Source organism: Flavobacterium sp. DG1-102-2, from assembly GCF_033042555.1.
In the GTDB taxonomy this organism is placed as follows: Bacteria; Bacteroidota; Bacteroidia; order Flavobacteriales; family Flavobacteriaceae; genus Flavobacterium.
The window spans coordinates 671,526-686,498 of the sequence record NZ_JAWLIK010000001.1 but is presented as its reverse complement, the minus strand read 5'-3'; the positions used below and the strand labels follow the sequence as shown (position 1 = coordinate 686,498).

The following is a 14,973-nucleotide window of genomic DNA, read 5'->3' as shown; positions in this document are numbered from 1 at the left end:
TATGGCAATTATTAAAAAAGCAGACAATATAAAAATTACGGTTACAAAAGATTACAATCTTACTGTAGGCGGTAAGCTGGAAAAAGTTGCCAATAAAATGAATGTTGAGGCTACAGCCGGAAATTTACTTTTTATATCCAACAAAAAAATAGTTACCGATGGCAACAAACGTTAGTTTTAATCCATATAACGCAGCTGAAACCCCACCGGGAATGGTGGAGATACGTATTGGGGTTTTTTTTGACGGCACTCAAAATAACAGGGATAACTCTCGTGCTGGCGGGCGTGATCCGCATCATAAAACCAGGACGAATGCAGAGATATTAACGTATCAGGAATACTCAAATAAAGATGACGACAGTTACTGCAATGATCTTTCTAACGTTGCCAGAAAAGAAATACATTATAAAGAAGATACAGGAAACTACATAAGCAAAATTTATATCGAGGGTATTGGAACACGCAATGGTGGTGCCGATAGCGACGATATAACTGAGCATACTGGAGTTGCCTATGGCTCTGGAGATACAGGAGTAAGAGAAAAGGTTAGAAAGGGTTGCGAAGAGGTGGTAAAGAAAGTTAATGAGCTTAGAGGCAGAAAAAAAGTTACAAATCTTATTCTTGATGTATTTGGCTTTAGCCGTGGTGCTGCTGCTGCCAGAAATTTTGTACATGAAGTTAATAAAGGTCCATATAAGCCTAAATCTGGTTCTGCCGGAAAGGCAGGAACCGTATATACTGATAGTTTTGGTAAAAGAGTTACTACCGGAGCAAATGATCTGCCAAAGTGGGGGCATATAGGAATGACATTAAAAAGCGATATTGAAAATATTCAAACTATTACTGTTCGTTTTTTAGGATTATATGACACCGTATCATCTTACGATCCACATGCTTCACAGGTAACTACCAGTCCAAATTTTGATAATGATGTAAGTGAACTTTTTTTGAATGATCTGAGGGCAAAAAAAATTATACAACTCGCCGCATCAGATGAGCACAGGGAAAATTTTATGCTCACGCCGTGCTCTGCTGCCGGTGGTACAGATTTCTATCTGCCTGGTGTCCACTCTGATATTGGGGGATCTTACACTAATAATATTGAAGAAAAAAATATCCAGATAATGGATTTTGATAATAAACCAGGTGATGGGAGGGACAATGAAGACTATGAAAGAATACTAAACAATGACCTTAATAATCTTATTGAACAGGCATGGTTTAGGCCAGAACAGGTTACAAGGCCTAATTACTGGCTGGAAACATATGTTACCCGTGCCAAAATAAGTAACAGGTATAGTCATGTGACGTTGAATGTAATGGCAGACCTTGTAAATCATAATTATAGCGATACGGTAGATATAGGCCGCTTAACGACAGACTATGAAATTCCTACCGGAGCCGGAGATGCTTATTTCTCTTTAGATCTTACTAAAGTTAGAGATCGTCTTATCGATTTTGTTTACGGCAGGAAGCCCAAAATGGTATATTACACTAACAGGGAACTTGACAAATTTAAAGCAGACATGCAGGCAAAAAGACTTACAGCTGCACAGTATAATATATATGCCGAGGATCATAATATGTTAATGTTGTTGAGAAATAAATACCTGCACTGGAACTCCAAATTTGGGGCTATAGGCTACAGGCCAAGCTATAAGGTAGATTACAATAATTCTCAAATAACACGAAAAAGAAAACTGGAACCTAACTCATGAAAGTAAAGCTCACGATATTACTGATAACCATAATGACGTTTACACTTTCATGCCAAACTACTATGATGACAGAAAAATATGAATGGCTGCCGACAGAAAGTTCACCTCTGTTATATCCTATGAACATTTATAAAGGGAATTTAATTCTGGAGGACGGCAGTAGTGTATATATACCTTGTTCAGGTGTCTCTCATGTGGGCTGGGGGCATAGCGGATCCACACACGTGCAGGGTGAAGATTTAAAACCTGTACCTGTAAAGCTTGAAGTTACCTGGGCATCGTTCCTTGAAAATAAATATTATACAGGCAGTTGGGATTTACCTGTTGATGAAATTAAAAAGCGTTTTAAAGAAGGTGTCATTAACTGGGACAATAAAGAAAAAGAAACCTATTCTGAAGTTGTTGTAGGGCTTGCTCCCGGGGGAGTTGCCGTAGTTTGGCTGTACGGAGCACATCAGCAGATTGAAGTTGCACACTTTCAGGCTAAAGAAACACATGTTGATATAAGAGATTATGTACCAGGAAATTCTACGATTACACAAGAGGAATATTTTGACGTAAGTGAGTCGGTGCCTGAAGCTTACGCTAACATGAAGGCTAAAGGCATAGAATTCGGATTATGGGACACCTACAGAAAAAAATACAATTGGAGGCCAGTAATTCAAATTCCTGAAAGGAAGCCTGAAATTATAATGATGCAGATGTTTAACGGTGAACGTGAAGTAATCTTTGATGCCACGATTGCAGATAATAAATACAAAGAGAGAGCGGTACCCTGTTTTTTAAATTATTCTTTTAAAGACAAAGAAGGCAAGGAAAAGATTATTGAGTTTAAAAATATTGATGAAGATGAAATATTTTCAATTTTTAAAAAGCTCGATGACAAACAGCCTATAGATATTATTTTAAAAATGGATGATAATCTGGGCAATAGAAAATTAATTGTAAAACAAGGAGAAAGAGAATATCAGCTTAAAAAGCTTGATTTTGAAAATATGTGGGAGAATTAACTAATCATGAATTCTAAATACAAAAAATACAGGTTAAAAAAAGGAGACACTTTATCGGGCGTTGCTTCAATATTGGGAAAGCCCGTACAGGAGATTAAAAACTTTCATAATATTTTTTGTGAGCATGAAGAGGTAATAGTTTTTGATTTTCCGGAGACGCTGCAGGAGCTTTTTATTTATCCGCAGTATGAAGATGCCAAATTATACAACATACCAAGAACACCTTTAGACGGCAGCAGGCTGAGTTTAAAGCCATCTGAAAAAAGTATCGATTATGGTGTTATGTATACCATTCATAGCGGTGAAGAGGAAAATACAATGAAATATGAGGTAAGGGTAAGTTTCTTAGAAAAGCTTGAAGCATCTGCTTACCTGTACAGGATAGAACGTTTGTCTAAAACGTTTATAAATGATGATGAGGCAAATACAATTGCCGATGAGCTGGCTGAAAAAGCAGCTTCGGTTTTATATCCATTGGACGTGGTGGTAGATGAGAACGGAAAATGGCAGCAGGTTTATAATCATCATGTTATACTTAGCCGCTGGGAAAAAGTAAAAGATGTTATCCTCGACGAGTTTGAAGGCGAATGGGTTGACAAATATCTGATGTTTACAGAAAGGACATTAGAAAATGAAATTGGGCTTAACAGCTCATTGTCTAAAGACTGGTTCTTAAACGCATACTTTTCGGGAGTATATGCTAATTATACAAACCAATTGAAATATGAGTCTGAAACACTCTTTAATTTGTTGCCCTCCACCACAGCATTGTCTTATAAAACGGAGCATAAAATTGAACAATATCTTGATGAAGACAACTTGATAGCCATAGAGATTAACGGCTTTCTTAACGATGAGAGATGTAAGGCGGACATTGAAGAGAATAACATTATGCCGTATTATTCATTGCTTGATCCGGCAGAAAAAAAAGCAGAAGGTAAATTCAGGTCTAAATATTTCCTGAACGGTTCTAACAAAACAATTGAAACCCTTTACGTAGACTGCTCTATAGATTTAGCAGTTCCTAAACGTGTAGAGATTGTTGTTTCGGTATTATAAAGTATTGTAAAAATGAGGTTATGAGCGAAAAACATGTCGTAGTACAAGGAGCCGATTGCAAATGCAAATTTAGTGTAGAGCCTAAAACCGATAAGCTATTGGTAAAGACCCATACTAAAGAATATGCTAATGATAAAGACGGTTCAAAAAAACTTATAGCTACAGATAAAGAGATTGGCCAGACACTGGAAAAGAACACATTTGGCAAATGTAAATTGCAGCCCACATCAGGCGGATACCTTCCATGCATGGCAGTAATTACAAAATGGAGCAATACATACCAGGAAGTAGTTATGTCTAATACCGGAAAAATTTTGCTGGAAGACAGCAAAGCTACTTGCCCCATAGGAGGACCTGACTGTATTTCTATAGATAAGCATGGACAAAAAGCGGAAGGCAGCAGCCAGAATTCTAAAAATGCTAATGAAGATGTTCAGGCACAGCTCAATCCGTTAGTAAATAATGACGAAATGATAAACAGGCAGCCGGTTAACCCAGATTTAACCGATGCAGTTTTATAATTTATATTTCTAAAACACTATGGCAGGAGGTATAAAAAAAATAAAATGGGACGGTAGGGATGCAGGCGCAGTAATTGCAAATATGTCTGTTCCTAACAAACTTATTACATTGCATCCAGGCAAATTTGCTTACTTTACTGTAGGTGAGTGGAATGCAGGCACAACAGAGGCAGAGAAAAAAAAGAACAGGACGTGGATGTGGCAGAATGGGCAGGCTACTACAATAATCCGTCAGAAGACGCTGCCTTCTTCCCAGGTTTATGGTGTAAAGGTATCCAGAAAACTTTCAGGACCATATACTTACTTTCTTGATGCCAGCATTACAGGAAAATCAAGCCCTACGCAAGATACAGGTATAAAATTCAGGGGTTTTTGCGCACCCAGGGTAATGGCCAGTAAATGGTGTCTTTCTAATGATGGTGAAGATGTAAGGAAAAGCTATCAGTTTTCTTTTGGCAATGTGGTTCACCTAAATCTTGATACTGAAGGTTTAAACGGGGGTAAGGTAACTATAGAAGTTTACAACCAGCAGTGGGGCGACGACAGGATTGTAGATACCTATCCTAATATTCCTGTGATAGATGGCGAAGTTAACTTACAGATAAAAAATACTTCTACCTGGAAGGCTAAATTGAGGTTTACTGATGCCGTGGAGGAATTTTATGTCAAGGTAAAGGTGAATGGAAAGTATATTCCAGATGACAGAAATGATACTGCGCACGCCCGCTACTTAAGGATAAAAAATAAAATTGTTGCCCAGCATCCTGAGCCTCCGGTTAACAATACGCCTTTAAAAACTGGACAACCCGCCCAAAAACCAGATCGTTATGAGCCTTGTAAATATGAAGCAGTAGTAATTACTGAGAAAGAAATTAAAGATGGCAAAGAGGTACCTGGAGAAACTACCGTATTTGAAAGCGGAAAAAAAATGGCCAAGGTGGAACATCCACCTGAAATTATAACAAAAACCATTTTCTTTGATTTTGACAGTTTTGCTATCAATGCCGATGGACATAAGAAATTAAGTAATGTACTTGGATTTCTTTTGGAGCACGAACATTCCGTAATAACCCTTGATGGGTATGCATGTGTAATTGGTAAGCAAAATTACAATATGGGCCTTTCGCAGAAACGAAGCGATGCCGTTAAGAAATTCTTTGCAGATGGTAAATTAGAAACATCAAGGATAATCTCTAAAGGTAAAGGAGAAATCAACGCAACTGATGATAAGAAAGCGGGAGACAATGTAAAACGTAAAGATGAGAAATCATATAAAGAAGCAAGAAGGGTAGATATTACATTTACTTTTTACGGCCATGATGCCCAGACTATAGTTTATGAAACTATTGCCCCGTCTTATAATAAAGATATTACGATTACAGTTAAAGGGCATGATACTAAAGCCTGTTTTAGGGAAAAGAACAAGCACAAAAAACTTATAGAAGTAAGCTCTGCAGAATTAAGTAAACCTTTGCAAAAAGCAGATACCCTGGTAATACCCGTCCAGGCAGCAATATCTATTGCAAATCCTGTACCGCTACAATATTTATGGCCGAGGTATAATATCATTAAAGGAGCGTCTGGCAAAAAGCTTGATGCAGCTAATATTTACAATGTAAATGTACATTCCTGCAGGTATTTTAGTAACGACAAGCATACAACCATTGCCATTAAGGCATATCCGGATATTCAATGGACACTTGAGTTTAAATGGAATCATAAGGAAGCATTTGCTTATAGTTATGGCAGCAAGCTTCATCCACATGACATAGAATCAGGTAAAAAGAAAGTTATAGGTTCTGCAATAGACAGGGGCTGGTCTGAAAAGCATGGTGAAATGTCGCAATCATTTGAGCTTGCTTTTTCGGGAGAATGGAACAGGAACCTGCAAAAATTTGGCAAGCTCCCTCAAAAGGCTGAATTTAGTGGCGAATTTGGTGAGCGTATTGCCAAAACCTTAAAGCTTTTCAATAAGATAAAGCAAATGACCGACAGGATTGCAAGCTCTCCTGTTACAAAAGGTAAAGCAACTTTTGAAATCAAAGCTCCCGTAATTGCTTTTGCCGCACAATGGAATCTTGACAGAGGTAAGGACAAATCTCTTGATCTGGCCATGATCGTAGAGATAGGCGTGTCATCTAAACCGCTTGTCGAGGCAGAGTTTAAGATTAACCTCTTTAAGATATTTGTTGAAACAGCCGGAAATGCTGTTTGTCCCGGGGCAGGAAAGGTTATAACCTGGGTTATGGATAAACTGGAGTCTAATGCAGGTATCCATTTTATGCTGATTTTTTCAGGGGCAATAAATGTTGATGGAAAGGTTACTGCCAATACTACGTACTGGAGAGAGACCACGGGCGAAGTAAAAGCTACCGGTAAAATAATGATAAAGGTAGAATTTAAAGCCTGGGCAAAAGCAGGATCGGCAAATATTGGGGTAGATGGAGTTATTAAGGCCGATGCAAGTACATCTGTAACAGCAGGTATAAAAGCCGGGGCCGATAAGGACGGAATTTTTGCCTCTCCGATAGGTGAATTTGGAGGTGTAAAGGCTACATTCGTAGCTGCCACAACAGTTAAATTTGGATTCTTTAACAGAACATTCTCGTTTGAAGATGAGGCTGTTATTGTAAAACCTGATAAGATAGATTTTAAAAAATATTACCTAGACTTAAGTATGTAAATATGAAAAACAAAATTTTAATTGCACTTAATTTATTATTGTTCATGAGCTGTACAACAAACTCATTAGATCTGTCAACTGTGGATTACAATCAGGATGCAGGCACTTATCTGGACGGGCTGTCATCATCTTCTAAAACAGAACAAAAAGGCCACTATGAAGCCGATTTAAAGGGAGAGGACGCCAGTTTTAAATTAGTGGATAAAGGAGAAAAACTTACCAACTATGTATTTATGGGCGAAAAAAATACCGCCCAGCTTAATTATGCCGGGCTGGCAATTAACGATGTAATGGGTACGGCATTGAGCGTTTATGATAACAAAATTGCATTTATGAGGATGCACGTAAAAAATGATCAGAGTATTGCCTTGTTTGAAACGCTTAAGAAAAAAATTGGTGAGCCAACCGATGTAGTTTACAATGAAGGAAATAATTTTGACGAAAATGACAAATCTCAAAAATTACTTTTTGATAAATTACCAAAGTATACTAAAAAAGTTAAGGATGATATGTTAGATGAATATTATGTTACTTACCCTGAAAATTTCGTGTGGGATAAAAATGATGTAATATACCAGCTTACGTTATCAGCTACAGGTAATTACGTTGATAATCAGCTTGTGGTTATCTCAAAAAAAGCATTTAAAGACAAAGTGATTATGGGTTATCACAATCCGGCACAAGATCCTATTCTAAGCAAATACATAAAATAGTAAAGTATGGCAAATTTTAAGGAACCCTATTATCTCGTTGATTTTGACGCTGCTCTTTGTAATTTTGAAATTTACATCAACGATATGCCTGCGTTTAAACATCACAGGGGTGGTTCTATAGCTTCGCATTATCCGATTAACCATTTTATATTGCAGGCAGGATTACAAAACATAAAGATTACTATTTTACCTATTAAAGGCGAAAGCGAATTAAGGCCTGATGGACATTTAAAAATTAAAGTTTTTTGTTACGATTCATCTACTACTAATTATGAAGATACAGTAGAAGCCTTTAAATATGACACGCCTGATTTAGAAAAGACACCATTACCTGTTATAAATGTATCTTCTGGATTTAGCGCAGAAGTATCTTATGATATTAAGGGTTGGAAAAACGCCATTAGCTTTAAGGATGTCGATGAACACGATTATGCATCTGAAGTAATTAGCTACTATAAAGAACTTTATAACGCATTTAAGGAAGAAAATATTGGTAAGATACACAATGTTATGCAAAACCGTTTTGAAGAAACTGATATTTCTATGTATCTTGGCGATGCTGATAACAAAAGGGAACTTGAAAATTTATTTAATAGACTCAATTCAGAAAAATATGAGTTAGAACCTTTCCCAGATTCAGCAAGATTAGAAAAATTTGGAGATTCAAAAGTGCTTAACTATATAAGGGCTGATGGAAACCCTGTCATATATTACAAAAATATAAGCGGCGAAGAATTTGGTTATCCAATTTTTTTACAAAAACAGCAAACTAAAGATTCTTTTGAAATAATAAGATAATGATTCCATTTTTAAAGATAACTACTACAGGATATATAGCAGCAATTGTATTAATTGCTGCTATTTTTTTGTGTTATATGATTTCAAAAAGGCTTAAAGATGGCGGATGCGTATCGATAGGTTTTACTTTCCTGCTTACAATTAGCGTAATTTCAATTTTTGCAGGATCGGTGGTGGGAACAATAACTACTTCACATACCTATTTTTACGGCGATGTTTACGAAGCAAAAATTATCTCCTACAGGTCTTATAGAGAAAAATACAGAGATAGTGACGATAAATACAGGTATCATAATATGAATGTTCCGATGTATCAATTTACTGACAATAAAGGAACACTACTAAAAATAGAATCTGACGAGCATAGTAGTGATGTTCCGGTTTTGGGGCAAACAGAGACCATTTCTTATAATGCGTCTACGGGATCGGTAGTCCCTAAGACATTTTCGACTTTTGGACTTATACTGCTTGGATTTTTATTTAGCCTCGTATTTGGATTTTTGCTTACAGCCCTGATATTTTATGCTTTTGGAAGTAGAATGGACACTTTCAAGGAGATTTTTGCCAAATCTTTATTAACGGCGCTTCCATTATGCAGCGCGCTATTTGCTGCAGGATTGGTTTATGGCCTTTATGGTTACTATACAGGGACTGTGATAATGCCGCTATGGGCATTAGCCTTCGTGTACCTTTGTATTGCCGGACTTCTCTTATTCCTTTTTACAGCATATATAAAAAAAGGCCGAACTCGTAGTTAGTTGTGCTATCAATTGCCGGCAAAATGTTTCTTTTTTATACCGAGCTTAACCATTTTAGACTGAAGCGTAGTAGGAGGCAGGCCGAGTAATGTAGCTGCGCCGTTTGGCCCGGATATTCTGCCGTTACATTTAGAAAGTATCCATACAATATACTCTCTTTCGAAATCTGCTAATGGTTTTATAGAAAACTCAGCGGTTGCCTTATTAGTCTCCGGTGAAATCGTAGTGAGTGAAACTTCTTTTATCGTTGGCCCTGTTGTTAGTAAAACAGCTCTTTCCATAGTATGTTGGAGTTCACGTATGTTACCCGGCCAGGAATACAGCTTCATTACAGCTAACGCTTTCGCTGCTAATACCTTGGGCGATTTTATTGAATATTTATTGATAAAGATTCTGCTTAATTCATCTATATCTTCTAAATGTTCTCTTAATGCGGGTATATGTATGGGAAAAATGTTCAGCCTGTAAAATAGGTCTGCCCTAAAGTTACCTAAAGCCACTTCTTTTTGTAAATCCCTGTTTGTAGCAGCAATGATACGTACGTTGACACGTATCGTAGTACTTCCGCCAATGCGTTCTATTTCCTGTTCCTGTAATACCCTGAGTAGTTTAACCTGTAGCTCAAGGGGTAATTCGCCAATTTCATCGAGAAATAAAGTGCTGTTATTAGCACGCTCAAATTTTCCTGTCTTTAGTTGTACAGCACCCGTAAAGCTTCCTTTTTCGTGGCCAAATAGTTCGCTTTCTATTAAATTTTTAGGAATTGCAGCACAGTTAACTTTTACCATTTCCCTTTTACAGCGTTCAGAGTTTTCATGAATGGCCCGCGCCGCCATTTCTTTACCCGTGCCGCTTTCGCCCAACAATAATACTCCCGTGTCAGATTTTGCGACGGTTAGTACTTTATCCCTAAGCAATTGCATAACTTCACTCGTACCTACGATTGCTTCTAAAGCTGACTTACCGCTTTCGTCAGAAATAACTTCTTCAGTAATTTTTAACTGGTTTGATGTATGTAAATACAGTTTTTGCCTGAGATGTATGTTATCTAATGTAATCGCCATTTGGTGCGACAGGCTGTTAAGTAAGCGCAAATCATTTCGGTTAAGTGTTCCCTGCTTTTTCAAGCCAATAAAAACGACAGCAGGTATATTGTTATGGCAGTAGAGAGGGTAAGAAATAACTTCCCTAATGCCGGATTTAAACAAATCACTCAAAAAACCGGGCGTATTTCCACTTTTTGAATTTACGTCTGCTGAAGTTACAGTTATAGGGTCGGCAGAATTCAGCGCCGTGGAAAAAAAGTCATCTTTTGTTGCAAAGCGTTCTGTTCTTAAAGCCTCGCAGCGCGCTTTGTCATTGTGGTAAAAAACGCTATATTCTTTCTCAGCTTCATCGCTTATACATATAATAAAATTATCTGCCGGTATATGTGTTTTTAGGCTATTAATAAAATCATCAAATTCTAACAAGTTTGTAACCGGCGCGAGAAGCCTGTTCAGAGAAAGAAGTAGTGTTTGTTCTACTTCCCTTTCCTGAATTCGTCTTATTATGTCGTCCTTATCTGAATTTAGTGCCATAAGCCTATATAACCTTTATTATTCTTCTCCCTGGGTTTTCAACCAAATGTCGGAGTATAACTCAGGGTGTTTTTTAAATTGAGCATGTACATAAGGGCATAGCGGCTTTAGTTTGAGGTTGTGCTCCCTTGTGTATTTTACTATTTCTTCTAATAATAATTTTGCGAATCCTTTACCTGCTGCCGCCTCGTCAACTTCGGTGTGATAAACAGTAAAGACTTCATCGGTAATGCTTATCACCATCATTCCCATTTTGATGTTGTCTTCGTAAAGGCTAAAAGATCCATGTCTTTTTTCGTCTAATTCCGGTTTAATTTCTATCATTTTAAAGTTTATTATGTGTGTTCCTGCCTTATTCCCAGTTTTTTCATTTTGTTATACAGTGACGTTGCTGGTATCTTAAGTATCTCTGCTGCACCTCCAGGCCCAAATACCTTCCCTCCACACGATTCTAATGCACGAAGGATATAGTCTCTCTCCATTTCTTCAAGTGATTTTAAGCCCACGGGAGTCACCATCATTTGTGGAGCATTTATCGTAACCGGAAGTTCTATTATATTTATTTCGTTTCCATTAGCCATAAGTACACTTCTTTCTATGAGATGTTCAAGTTCACGTATGTTTCCGGGCCACATATACTCAGTAAGCTGTTTTAAAGCGCTATCGCTAAATGCTGAGACTTGTTTTTTTGTCTTTATACTATACTTTCTAAGAAAATATTCTGCCAGAAGCACTATATCATCCTTACGATCCCTTAAGGGCGGAAGTTCTACAGGAAATACATTTAACCGGTAATAAAGATCAAGCCTGAAACGGCCTTCGGCAACTTCCTGTTCGAGGTTTCGGTTTGTTGCAGCAACAATACGTACATCGACTTTTATGGTTCTGTCTCCGCCAACCCTTTCAATCTCTTTCTCCTGAAGTACGCGCAATAACTTTACCTGGGCATCAAGAGGGAGTTCTCCAATCTCGTCAAGAAACAGGGTGCCACCATTTGCCTGTTCAAATTTACCTATTCGTTTGGCATTTGCGCCTGTAAATGCTCCTTTTTCATGTCCAAAAAGTTCAGATTCAATCAAATAGATTGGTAACGCCGCACAATTTACCACTACTATAGATTTGCTTTTTCTGGAAGACAGATTGTGCACGGCATGTGCTATTTTTTCTTTTCCCGTACCACTTTCTCCTAATATAAGAACAGACGTATCTGTAGGCGCAACAATATTTATTTTTTTAAGAATACCTTTGAGAGCATCGTTATGTCCTACAATCCCGTCTACATTGAGGTCTTTTTTCTCCTTAGTAGCCGTGTCAGGCATATTATTTTTAAGGTTGTAGCGATACTTTGCAATATCCAGCATTACAATAAGGTCTTTCTCACGGAATGGCTTAACCATAAAACCATAAGGCTGGGTTTGTTTTACAGCCTCAAGTGTGGTTTGATTAGTATTGGCAGAGATAAAAAGAAAAGGAATTTGTTGTTTGTCAAGTTCCCAGGCAAGGTCAATACCCGTTTCGCTGCCCTTTAATATAATATCAAGTAAAACCCAGTCAGGCATTTTGTTTTTTATCAAATCTCTCGCCTGAGGTACAGAAGACGCAATACCTACAACTTCATACCCCGCCTTTTTAAGAATTATCTTCAGGTCATTAGCAACAATGAATTCATCTTCAACAATTAATATTTTTTCTTTCATATTCATTACTACAGCCTTTAAATTACACTTTCTTTTTTAATAAATTCAATTGTTACCGTAATACCATTTTTAGAAGTAATTTTAAACGTTCCATCTAGTTGTTCGGTAAGTCCTTTCATGAGATTCATTCCCAAGGTGTTGTTTTCCCCGTAATTAATTCCGGTAGAGAAACCTATTCCATTATCGGCAATGCTTAGTTTATATTCATTTTTAGAAATTTCTTTAAACGAAATACTTATCAATCCCCCTTTTTCAGGAAATGCATATTTTATAGCATTAGTTATGGCTTCATTTAATATTAGTCCTAAAGGTACAGCCTGTTCCACATCCAGCTGAACGGATTTGATATTAAGTTCAAATTTAATTTTATTATTAATAGTAAAACTATCTTTTAAATAATTTACCAGCTCTTTTATATACCAGGAAATATCAATGCTTAATGAATTTTTTGTTTGATATAGTTTTTTGTGAATAAGGAATATTGCATATATTCGGTGCTGAATGCTTTGTACAACATTGATTACTTCATCGTCTTTAAGATATTCTGATTGTGTATTTAAAAGGGAAATTACAATTTGAAGATTATTTTTTATCCGATGTTGGAGTTCTTTTAAGAGCCTTTGATTTTTTGTGGCTAGCTGCAGTAGCTCTATGCTTCTTTTCCTGCGTGATAAAAATTTGTTTGCTAGTAGTCCTAAACACAGAATGTATACTATATAATTGAGATATCTGCTAAAATTTATATGGACAAGCCACATAAAAACGCTGTCAGTAAAAGGCATCTTATTATTTCAGGTGAGCACGAAGCATCCAGGCCATTTTTTCGTGTGTTTCCATAAGTCCTGTGATGTAATCACTTGTACCTGAGTCCTTAAGTATTGCGGCAAAATTGTTTATATTTTCACGTAGATGCAAGAGTATAGATTCATGATCTGTCAGTAATTCTTTTATAAACCCCACGCTGTCATTTTTTTGGCGGCTCTCTTCTGTAAGATGGGTAAGCTGCAAATAATCTTTCAATTTTGCCGGAGGATAGTGTCCTAAAGTTCTTATCCTTTCAGCCACATTATCAATAATTTGATCTAATTCTTTGTACTGCGTCTCAAAAAATAAGTGTTTATTATAGAAATCCAGTCCTTCAACATTCCAATGTGCGTTTCTTGTTTTAGTATATAATACAAATTCGTCAGCAAGGATTTTGCTTAATATTGTGGCAACTTCTTCAAGCTGACTTTTTTTAATTCCGATAAATGCGTCCATAATTTTTCCAGTTTGGTAATCTTATTTGCGATTATTTAGCCAAACATATAAGTTGTTGGTAATAAGTGTATATGTGTACTCACTTATATTTTAAAATTTACGATATTTCGTTAAATTTAAAATACAGTTGTAAATTATTTTACCAAATGTGATTTGGATTTGTTACCAAATGAATAGAATTAGGCTGTTCCTTCAAAAAGTCTCTTTCTTTTTTCGATATAGGTTGCAGCCAACATCTTTAATTAAGTCGAATCTTATATAAATAGTAGTAAATTAATTAACGATATTTTTTGGACTGTCTCATGAAAAACATTTTAATTTTTCCCATATTCAAAGGCATTTATCAAAATAATGGTGCTTTTGGTAATGTTAAAATTTTACATTTTAATTATTTTGTATCTAAAAAATAAATATTTTATTAATTTTTATTTAATAATATTATTGAATTATGTATTTTTTTGTAGATTGTCAATTCAAATTACTAACCATGAATATTTTAATTGTCGATGATCATCCATTAACTGCGTCTATATATTCAAGTATCATTTTACAAGATGAATCGTCTTTACAAAATTCGCACACTTCTATAGCGCATAACTGTCAGGATGGTTACAATGCAGTTTTAGAATTTGAAAATTCTAATAGCAAAATTGACTTTGCCATTATAGATGTTAATTTACCTCCGTTTGAAAAAGAAAAAATTATGTCCGGCGGCGATTTAGCGTCTTTCATAACTAAACGATTTGCTAAATGCAAGATTTGTATTATAACTTCTCATACTGAAGTTTTGATAATATATGATTTGTTACGTAAAATAAATCCTCTTGGATTAGTATCCAAGAATGATATCACTACTGGTAATTTATGTACAATAATACACCACATTCTTGGCGGAAACGCATACAGGAGTCCACAGATAAAGGCATGCATTGACGAAGTCTGGAATAAGGACTTTATGTTTGATGATTATAACAGAAAAATACTTTTACATCTTGCCAAAGGCTACAGGATAAAAGATCTCGAAGAGATTGTTTTGCTGTCGGGCAGCGCCATTCAAAAGAGGGTCGTAAAATTGAAGAAGGTCTTTGATGCACACGATGAAAGAGAATTACTTAAAAAAGTTTTTGAACAAGGATTCTTGTAATAGTATTAATTATCTAATTAATATTCAATACG

The 14,973-nt window shown here is 36.3% G+C and carries 15 protein-coding genes; 10 read left to right on the top strand and 5 right to left on the bottom strand.

Annotation, left to right across the window (positions count from 1 at the left end):
• Position 1: 1 nt before the first annotated feature.
• From R1T16_RS03010 to R1T16_RS02970, 9 genes are read left to right on the top strand one after another with little or no spacing between them, the layout of a single operon-like run.
• On the top strand, positions 2 to 175 hold the full coding sequence (locus tag R1T16_RS03010; RefSeq protein ID WP_317499579.1) for a hypothetical protein: 174 nt from the start codon (positions 2 to 4) through the stop codon (positions 173 to 175).
• The gene (locus R1T16_RS03005; RefSeq protein ID WP_317499578.1) at positions 159 to 1,718 is read left to right on the top strand and encodes a phospholipase effector Tle1 domain-containing protein; all 1,560 of its coding nucleotides are present in this window, start codon (positions 159 to 161) and stop codon (positions 1,716 to 1,718) included. Before R1T16_RS03010 ends, R1T16_RS03005 begins: the two co-directional genes overlap by 17 nt.
• Positions 1,715 to 2,728 (top strand): DUF2931 family protein, encoded by a 1,014-nt coding sequence (locus tag R1T16_RS03000; protein ID WP_317499577.1) that lies wholly within the window; start codon positions 1,715 to 1,717, stop codon positions 2,726 to 2,728. The genes R1T16_RS03005 and R1T16_RS03000 overlap by 4 nt, the downstream gene beginning before the upstream one ends.
• A 6-nt stretch (positions 2,729 to 2,734) precedes the next feature.
• Positions 2,735 to 3,787: a hypothetical protein gene (locus R1T16_RS02995; protein ID WP_317499576.1), complete on the top strand. Its 1,053-nt coding sequence runs from the start codon at positions 2,735 to 2,737 to the stop codon at positions 3,785 to 3,787.
• Between the two features lie 20 nt (positions 3,788 to 3,807).
• A complete protein-coding gene (locus tag R1T16_RS02990; protein WP_317499575.1) occupies positions 3,808 to 4,308 on the top strand; it encodes a DUF4280 domain-containing protein in 501 nt (166 codons plus the stop codon).
• A 19-nt stretch (positions 4,309 to 4,327) separates the two neighbouring features.
• On the top strand, positions 4,328 to 6,991 hold the full coding sequence (locus tag R1T16_RS02985; RefSeq protein ID WP_317499574.1) for an OmpA family protein: 2,664 nt from the start codon (positions 4,328 to 4,330) through the stop codon (positions 6,989 to 6,991).
• A gap of 2 nt (positions 6,992 to 6,993) precedes the next feature.
• On the top strand, positions 6,994 to 7,704 hold the full coding sequence (locus R1T16_RS02980) for a hypothetical protein (RefSeq protein ID WP_317499573.1): 711 nt from the start codon (positions 6,994 to 6,996) through the stop codon (positions 7,702 to 7,704).
• 6 nt (positions 7,705 to 7,710) lie between these two features.
• Positions 7,711 to 8,502 carry a hypothetical protein gene (locus R1T16_RS02975; RefSeq protein WP_317499572.1) on the top strand — a complete coding sequence of 264 codons (792 nt, stop codon included), beginning with the start codon at positions 7,711 to 7,713 and terminating at the stop codon, positions 8,500 to 8,502.
• Entirely contained in the window at positions 8,502 to 9,260 is a 759-nt protein-coding gene (locus R1T16_RS02970; protein WP_317499571.1) for a hypothetical protein, read from the top strand. Before R1T16_RS02975 ends, R1T16_RS02970 begins: the two co-directional genes overlap by 1 nt.
• A gap of 8 nt (positions 9,261 to 9,268) precedes the next feature.
• Here the strand turns inward: R1T16_RS02970 and R1T16_RS02965 are convergent, their stop codons facing one another.
• From R1T16_RS02965 to R1T16_RS02945, 5 genes are read right to left on the bottom strand one after another with little or no spacing between them, the layout of a single operon-like run.
• Positions 9,269 to 10,840 (bottom strand): sigma-54-dependent Fis family transcriptional regulator, encoded by a 1,572-nt coding sequence (locus tag R1T16_RS02965; protein ID WP_317499570.1) that lies wholly within the window; start codon positions 10,838 to 10,840, stop codon positions 9,269 to 9,271.
• Between the two features lie 18 nt (positions 10,841 to 10,858).
• On the bottom strand, positions 10,859 to 11,164 hold the full coding sequence (locus R1T16_RS02960; RefSeq protein WP_317499569.1) for a GNAT family N-acetyltransferase: 306 nt from the start codon (positions 11,162 to 11,164) through the stop codon (positions 10,859 to 10,861).
• Positions 11,165 to 11,175: 11 nt separating this feature from the next.
• Positions 11,176 to 12,543 (bottom strand): sigma-54 dependent transcriptional regulator, encoded by a 1,368-nt coding sequence (locus tag R1T16_RS02955; RefSeq protein WP_317499568.1) that lies wholly within the window; start codon positions 12,541 to 12,543, stop codon positions 11,176 to 11,178.
• An 11-nt stretch (positions 12,544 to 12,554) separates the two neighbouring features.
• On the bottom strand, positions 12,555 to 13,319 hold the full coding sequence (locus tag R1T16_RS02950; protein ID WP_317499567.1) for a sensor histidine kinase: 765 nt from the start codon (positions 13,317 to 13,319) through the stop codon (positions 12,555 to 12,557).
• A gap of 4 nt (positions 13,320 to 13,323) precedes the next feature.
• On the bottom strand, positions 13,324 to 13,797 hold the full coding sequence (locus R1T16_RS02945) for a DNA starvation/stationary phase protection protein (RefSeq protein WP_317499566.1): 474 nt from the start codon (positions 13,795 to 13,797) through the stop codon (positions 13,324 to 13,326).
• A 487-nt stretch (positions 13,798 to 14,284) separates the two neighbouring features.
• Here R1T16_RS02945 and R1T16_RS02940 point away from each other — a divergent pair, with 487 nt between their 5' ends.
• The gene (locus R1T16_RS02940; protein WP_317499565.1) at positions 14,285 to 14,941 is read left to right on the top strand and encodes a response regulator; all 657 of its coding nucleotides are present in this window, start codon (positions 14,285 to 14,287) and stop codon (positions 14,939 to 14,941) included.
• Positions 14,942 to 14,973 lie beyond the last annotated feature (32 nt).

Coding starts and splice junctions, on each gene's coding strand:
- R1T16_RS03010 (WP_317499579.1), top strand. CDS start 2: ATGGCAATTATTAAAAAAGCAGACAATATAAAAATTACGGTTACAAAA.
- R1T16_RS03005 (WP_317499578.1), top strand. CDS start 159: ATGGCAACAAACGTTAGTTTTAATCCATATAACGCAGCTGAAACCCCA.
- R1T16_RS03000 (WP_317499577.1), top strand. CDS start 1,715: ATGAAAGTAAAGCTCACGATATTACTGATAACCATAATGACGTTTACA.
- R1T16_RS02995 (WP_317499576.1), top strand. CDS start 2,735: ATGAATTCTAAATACAAAAAATACAGGTTAAAAAAAGGAGACACTTTA.
- R1T16_RS02990 (WP_317499575.1), top strand. CDS start 3,808: ATGAGCGAAAAACATGTCGTAGTACAAGGAGCCGATTGCAAATGCAAA.
- R1T16_RS02985 (WP_317499574.1), top strand. CDS start 4,328: ATGGCAGGAGGTATAAAAAAAATAAAATGGGACGGTAGGGATGCAGGC.
- R1T16_RS02980 (WP_317499573.1), top strand. CDS start 6,994: ATGAAAAACAAAATTTTAATTGCACTTAATTTATTATTGTTCATGAGC.
- R1T16_RS02975 (WP_317499572.1), top strand. CDS start 7,711: ATGGCAAATTTTAAGGAACCCTATTATCTCGTTGATTTTGACGCTGCT.
- R1T16_RS02970 (WP_317499571.1), top strand. CDS start 8,502: ATGATTCCATTTTTAAAGATAACTACTACAGGATATATAGCAGCAATT.
- R1T16_RS02965 (WP_317499570.1), bottom strand. CDS start 10,840: ATGGCACTAAATTCAGATAAGGACGACATAATAAGACGAATTCAGGAA.
- R1T16_RS02960 (WP_317499569.1), bottom strand. CDS start 11,164: ATGATAGAAATTAAACCGGAATTAGACGAAAAAAGACATGGATCTTTT.
- R1T16_RS02955 (WP_317499568.1), bottom strand. CDS start 12,543: ATGAATATGAAAGAAAAAATATTAATTGTTGAAGATGAATTCATTGTT.
- R1T16_RS02950 (WP_317499567.1), bottom strand. CDS start 13,319: ATGCCTTTTACTGACAGCGTTTTTATGTGGCTTGTCCATATAAATTTT.
- R1T16_RS02945 (WP_317499566.1), bottom strand. CDS start 13,797: ATGGACGCATTTATCGGAATTAAAAAAAGTCAGCTTGAAGAAGTTGCC.
- R1T16_RS02940 (WP_317499565.1), top strand. CDS start 14,285: ATGAATATTTTAATTGTCGATGATCATCCATTAACTGCGTCTATATAT.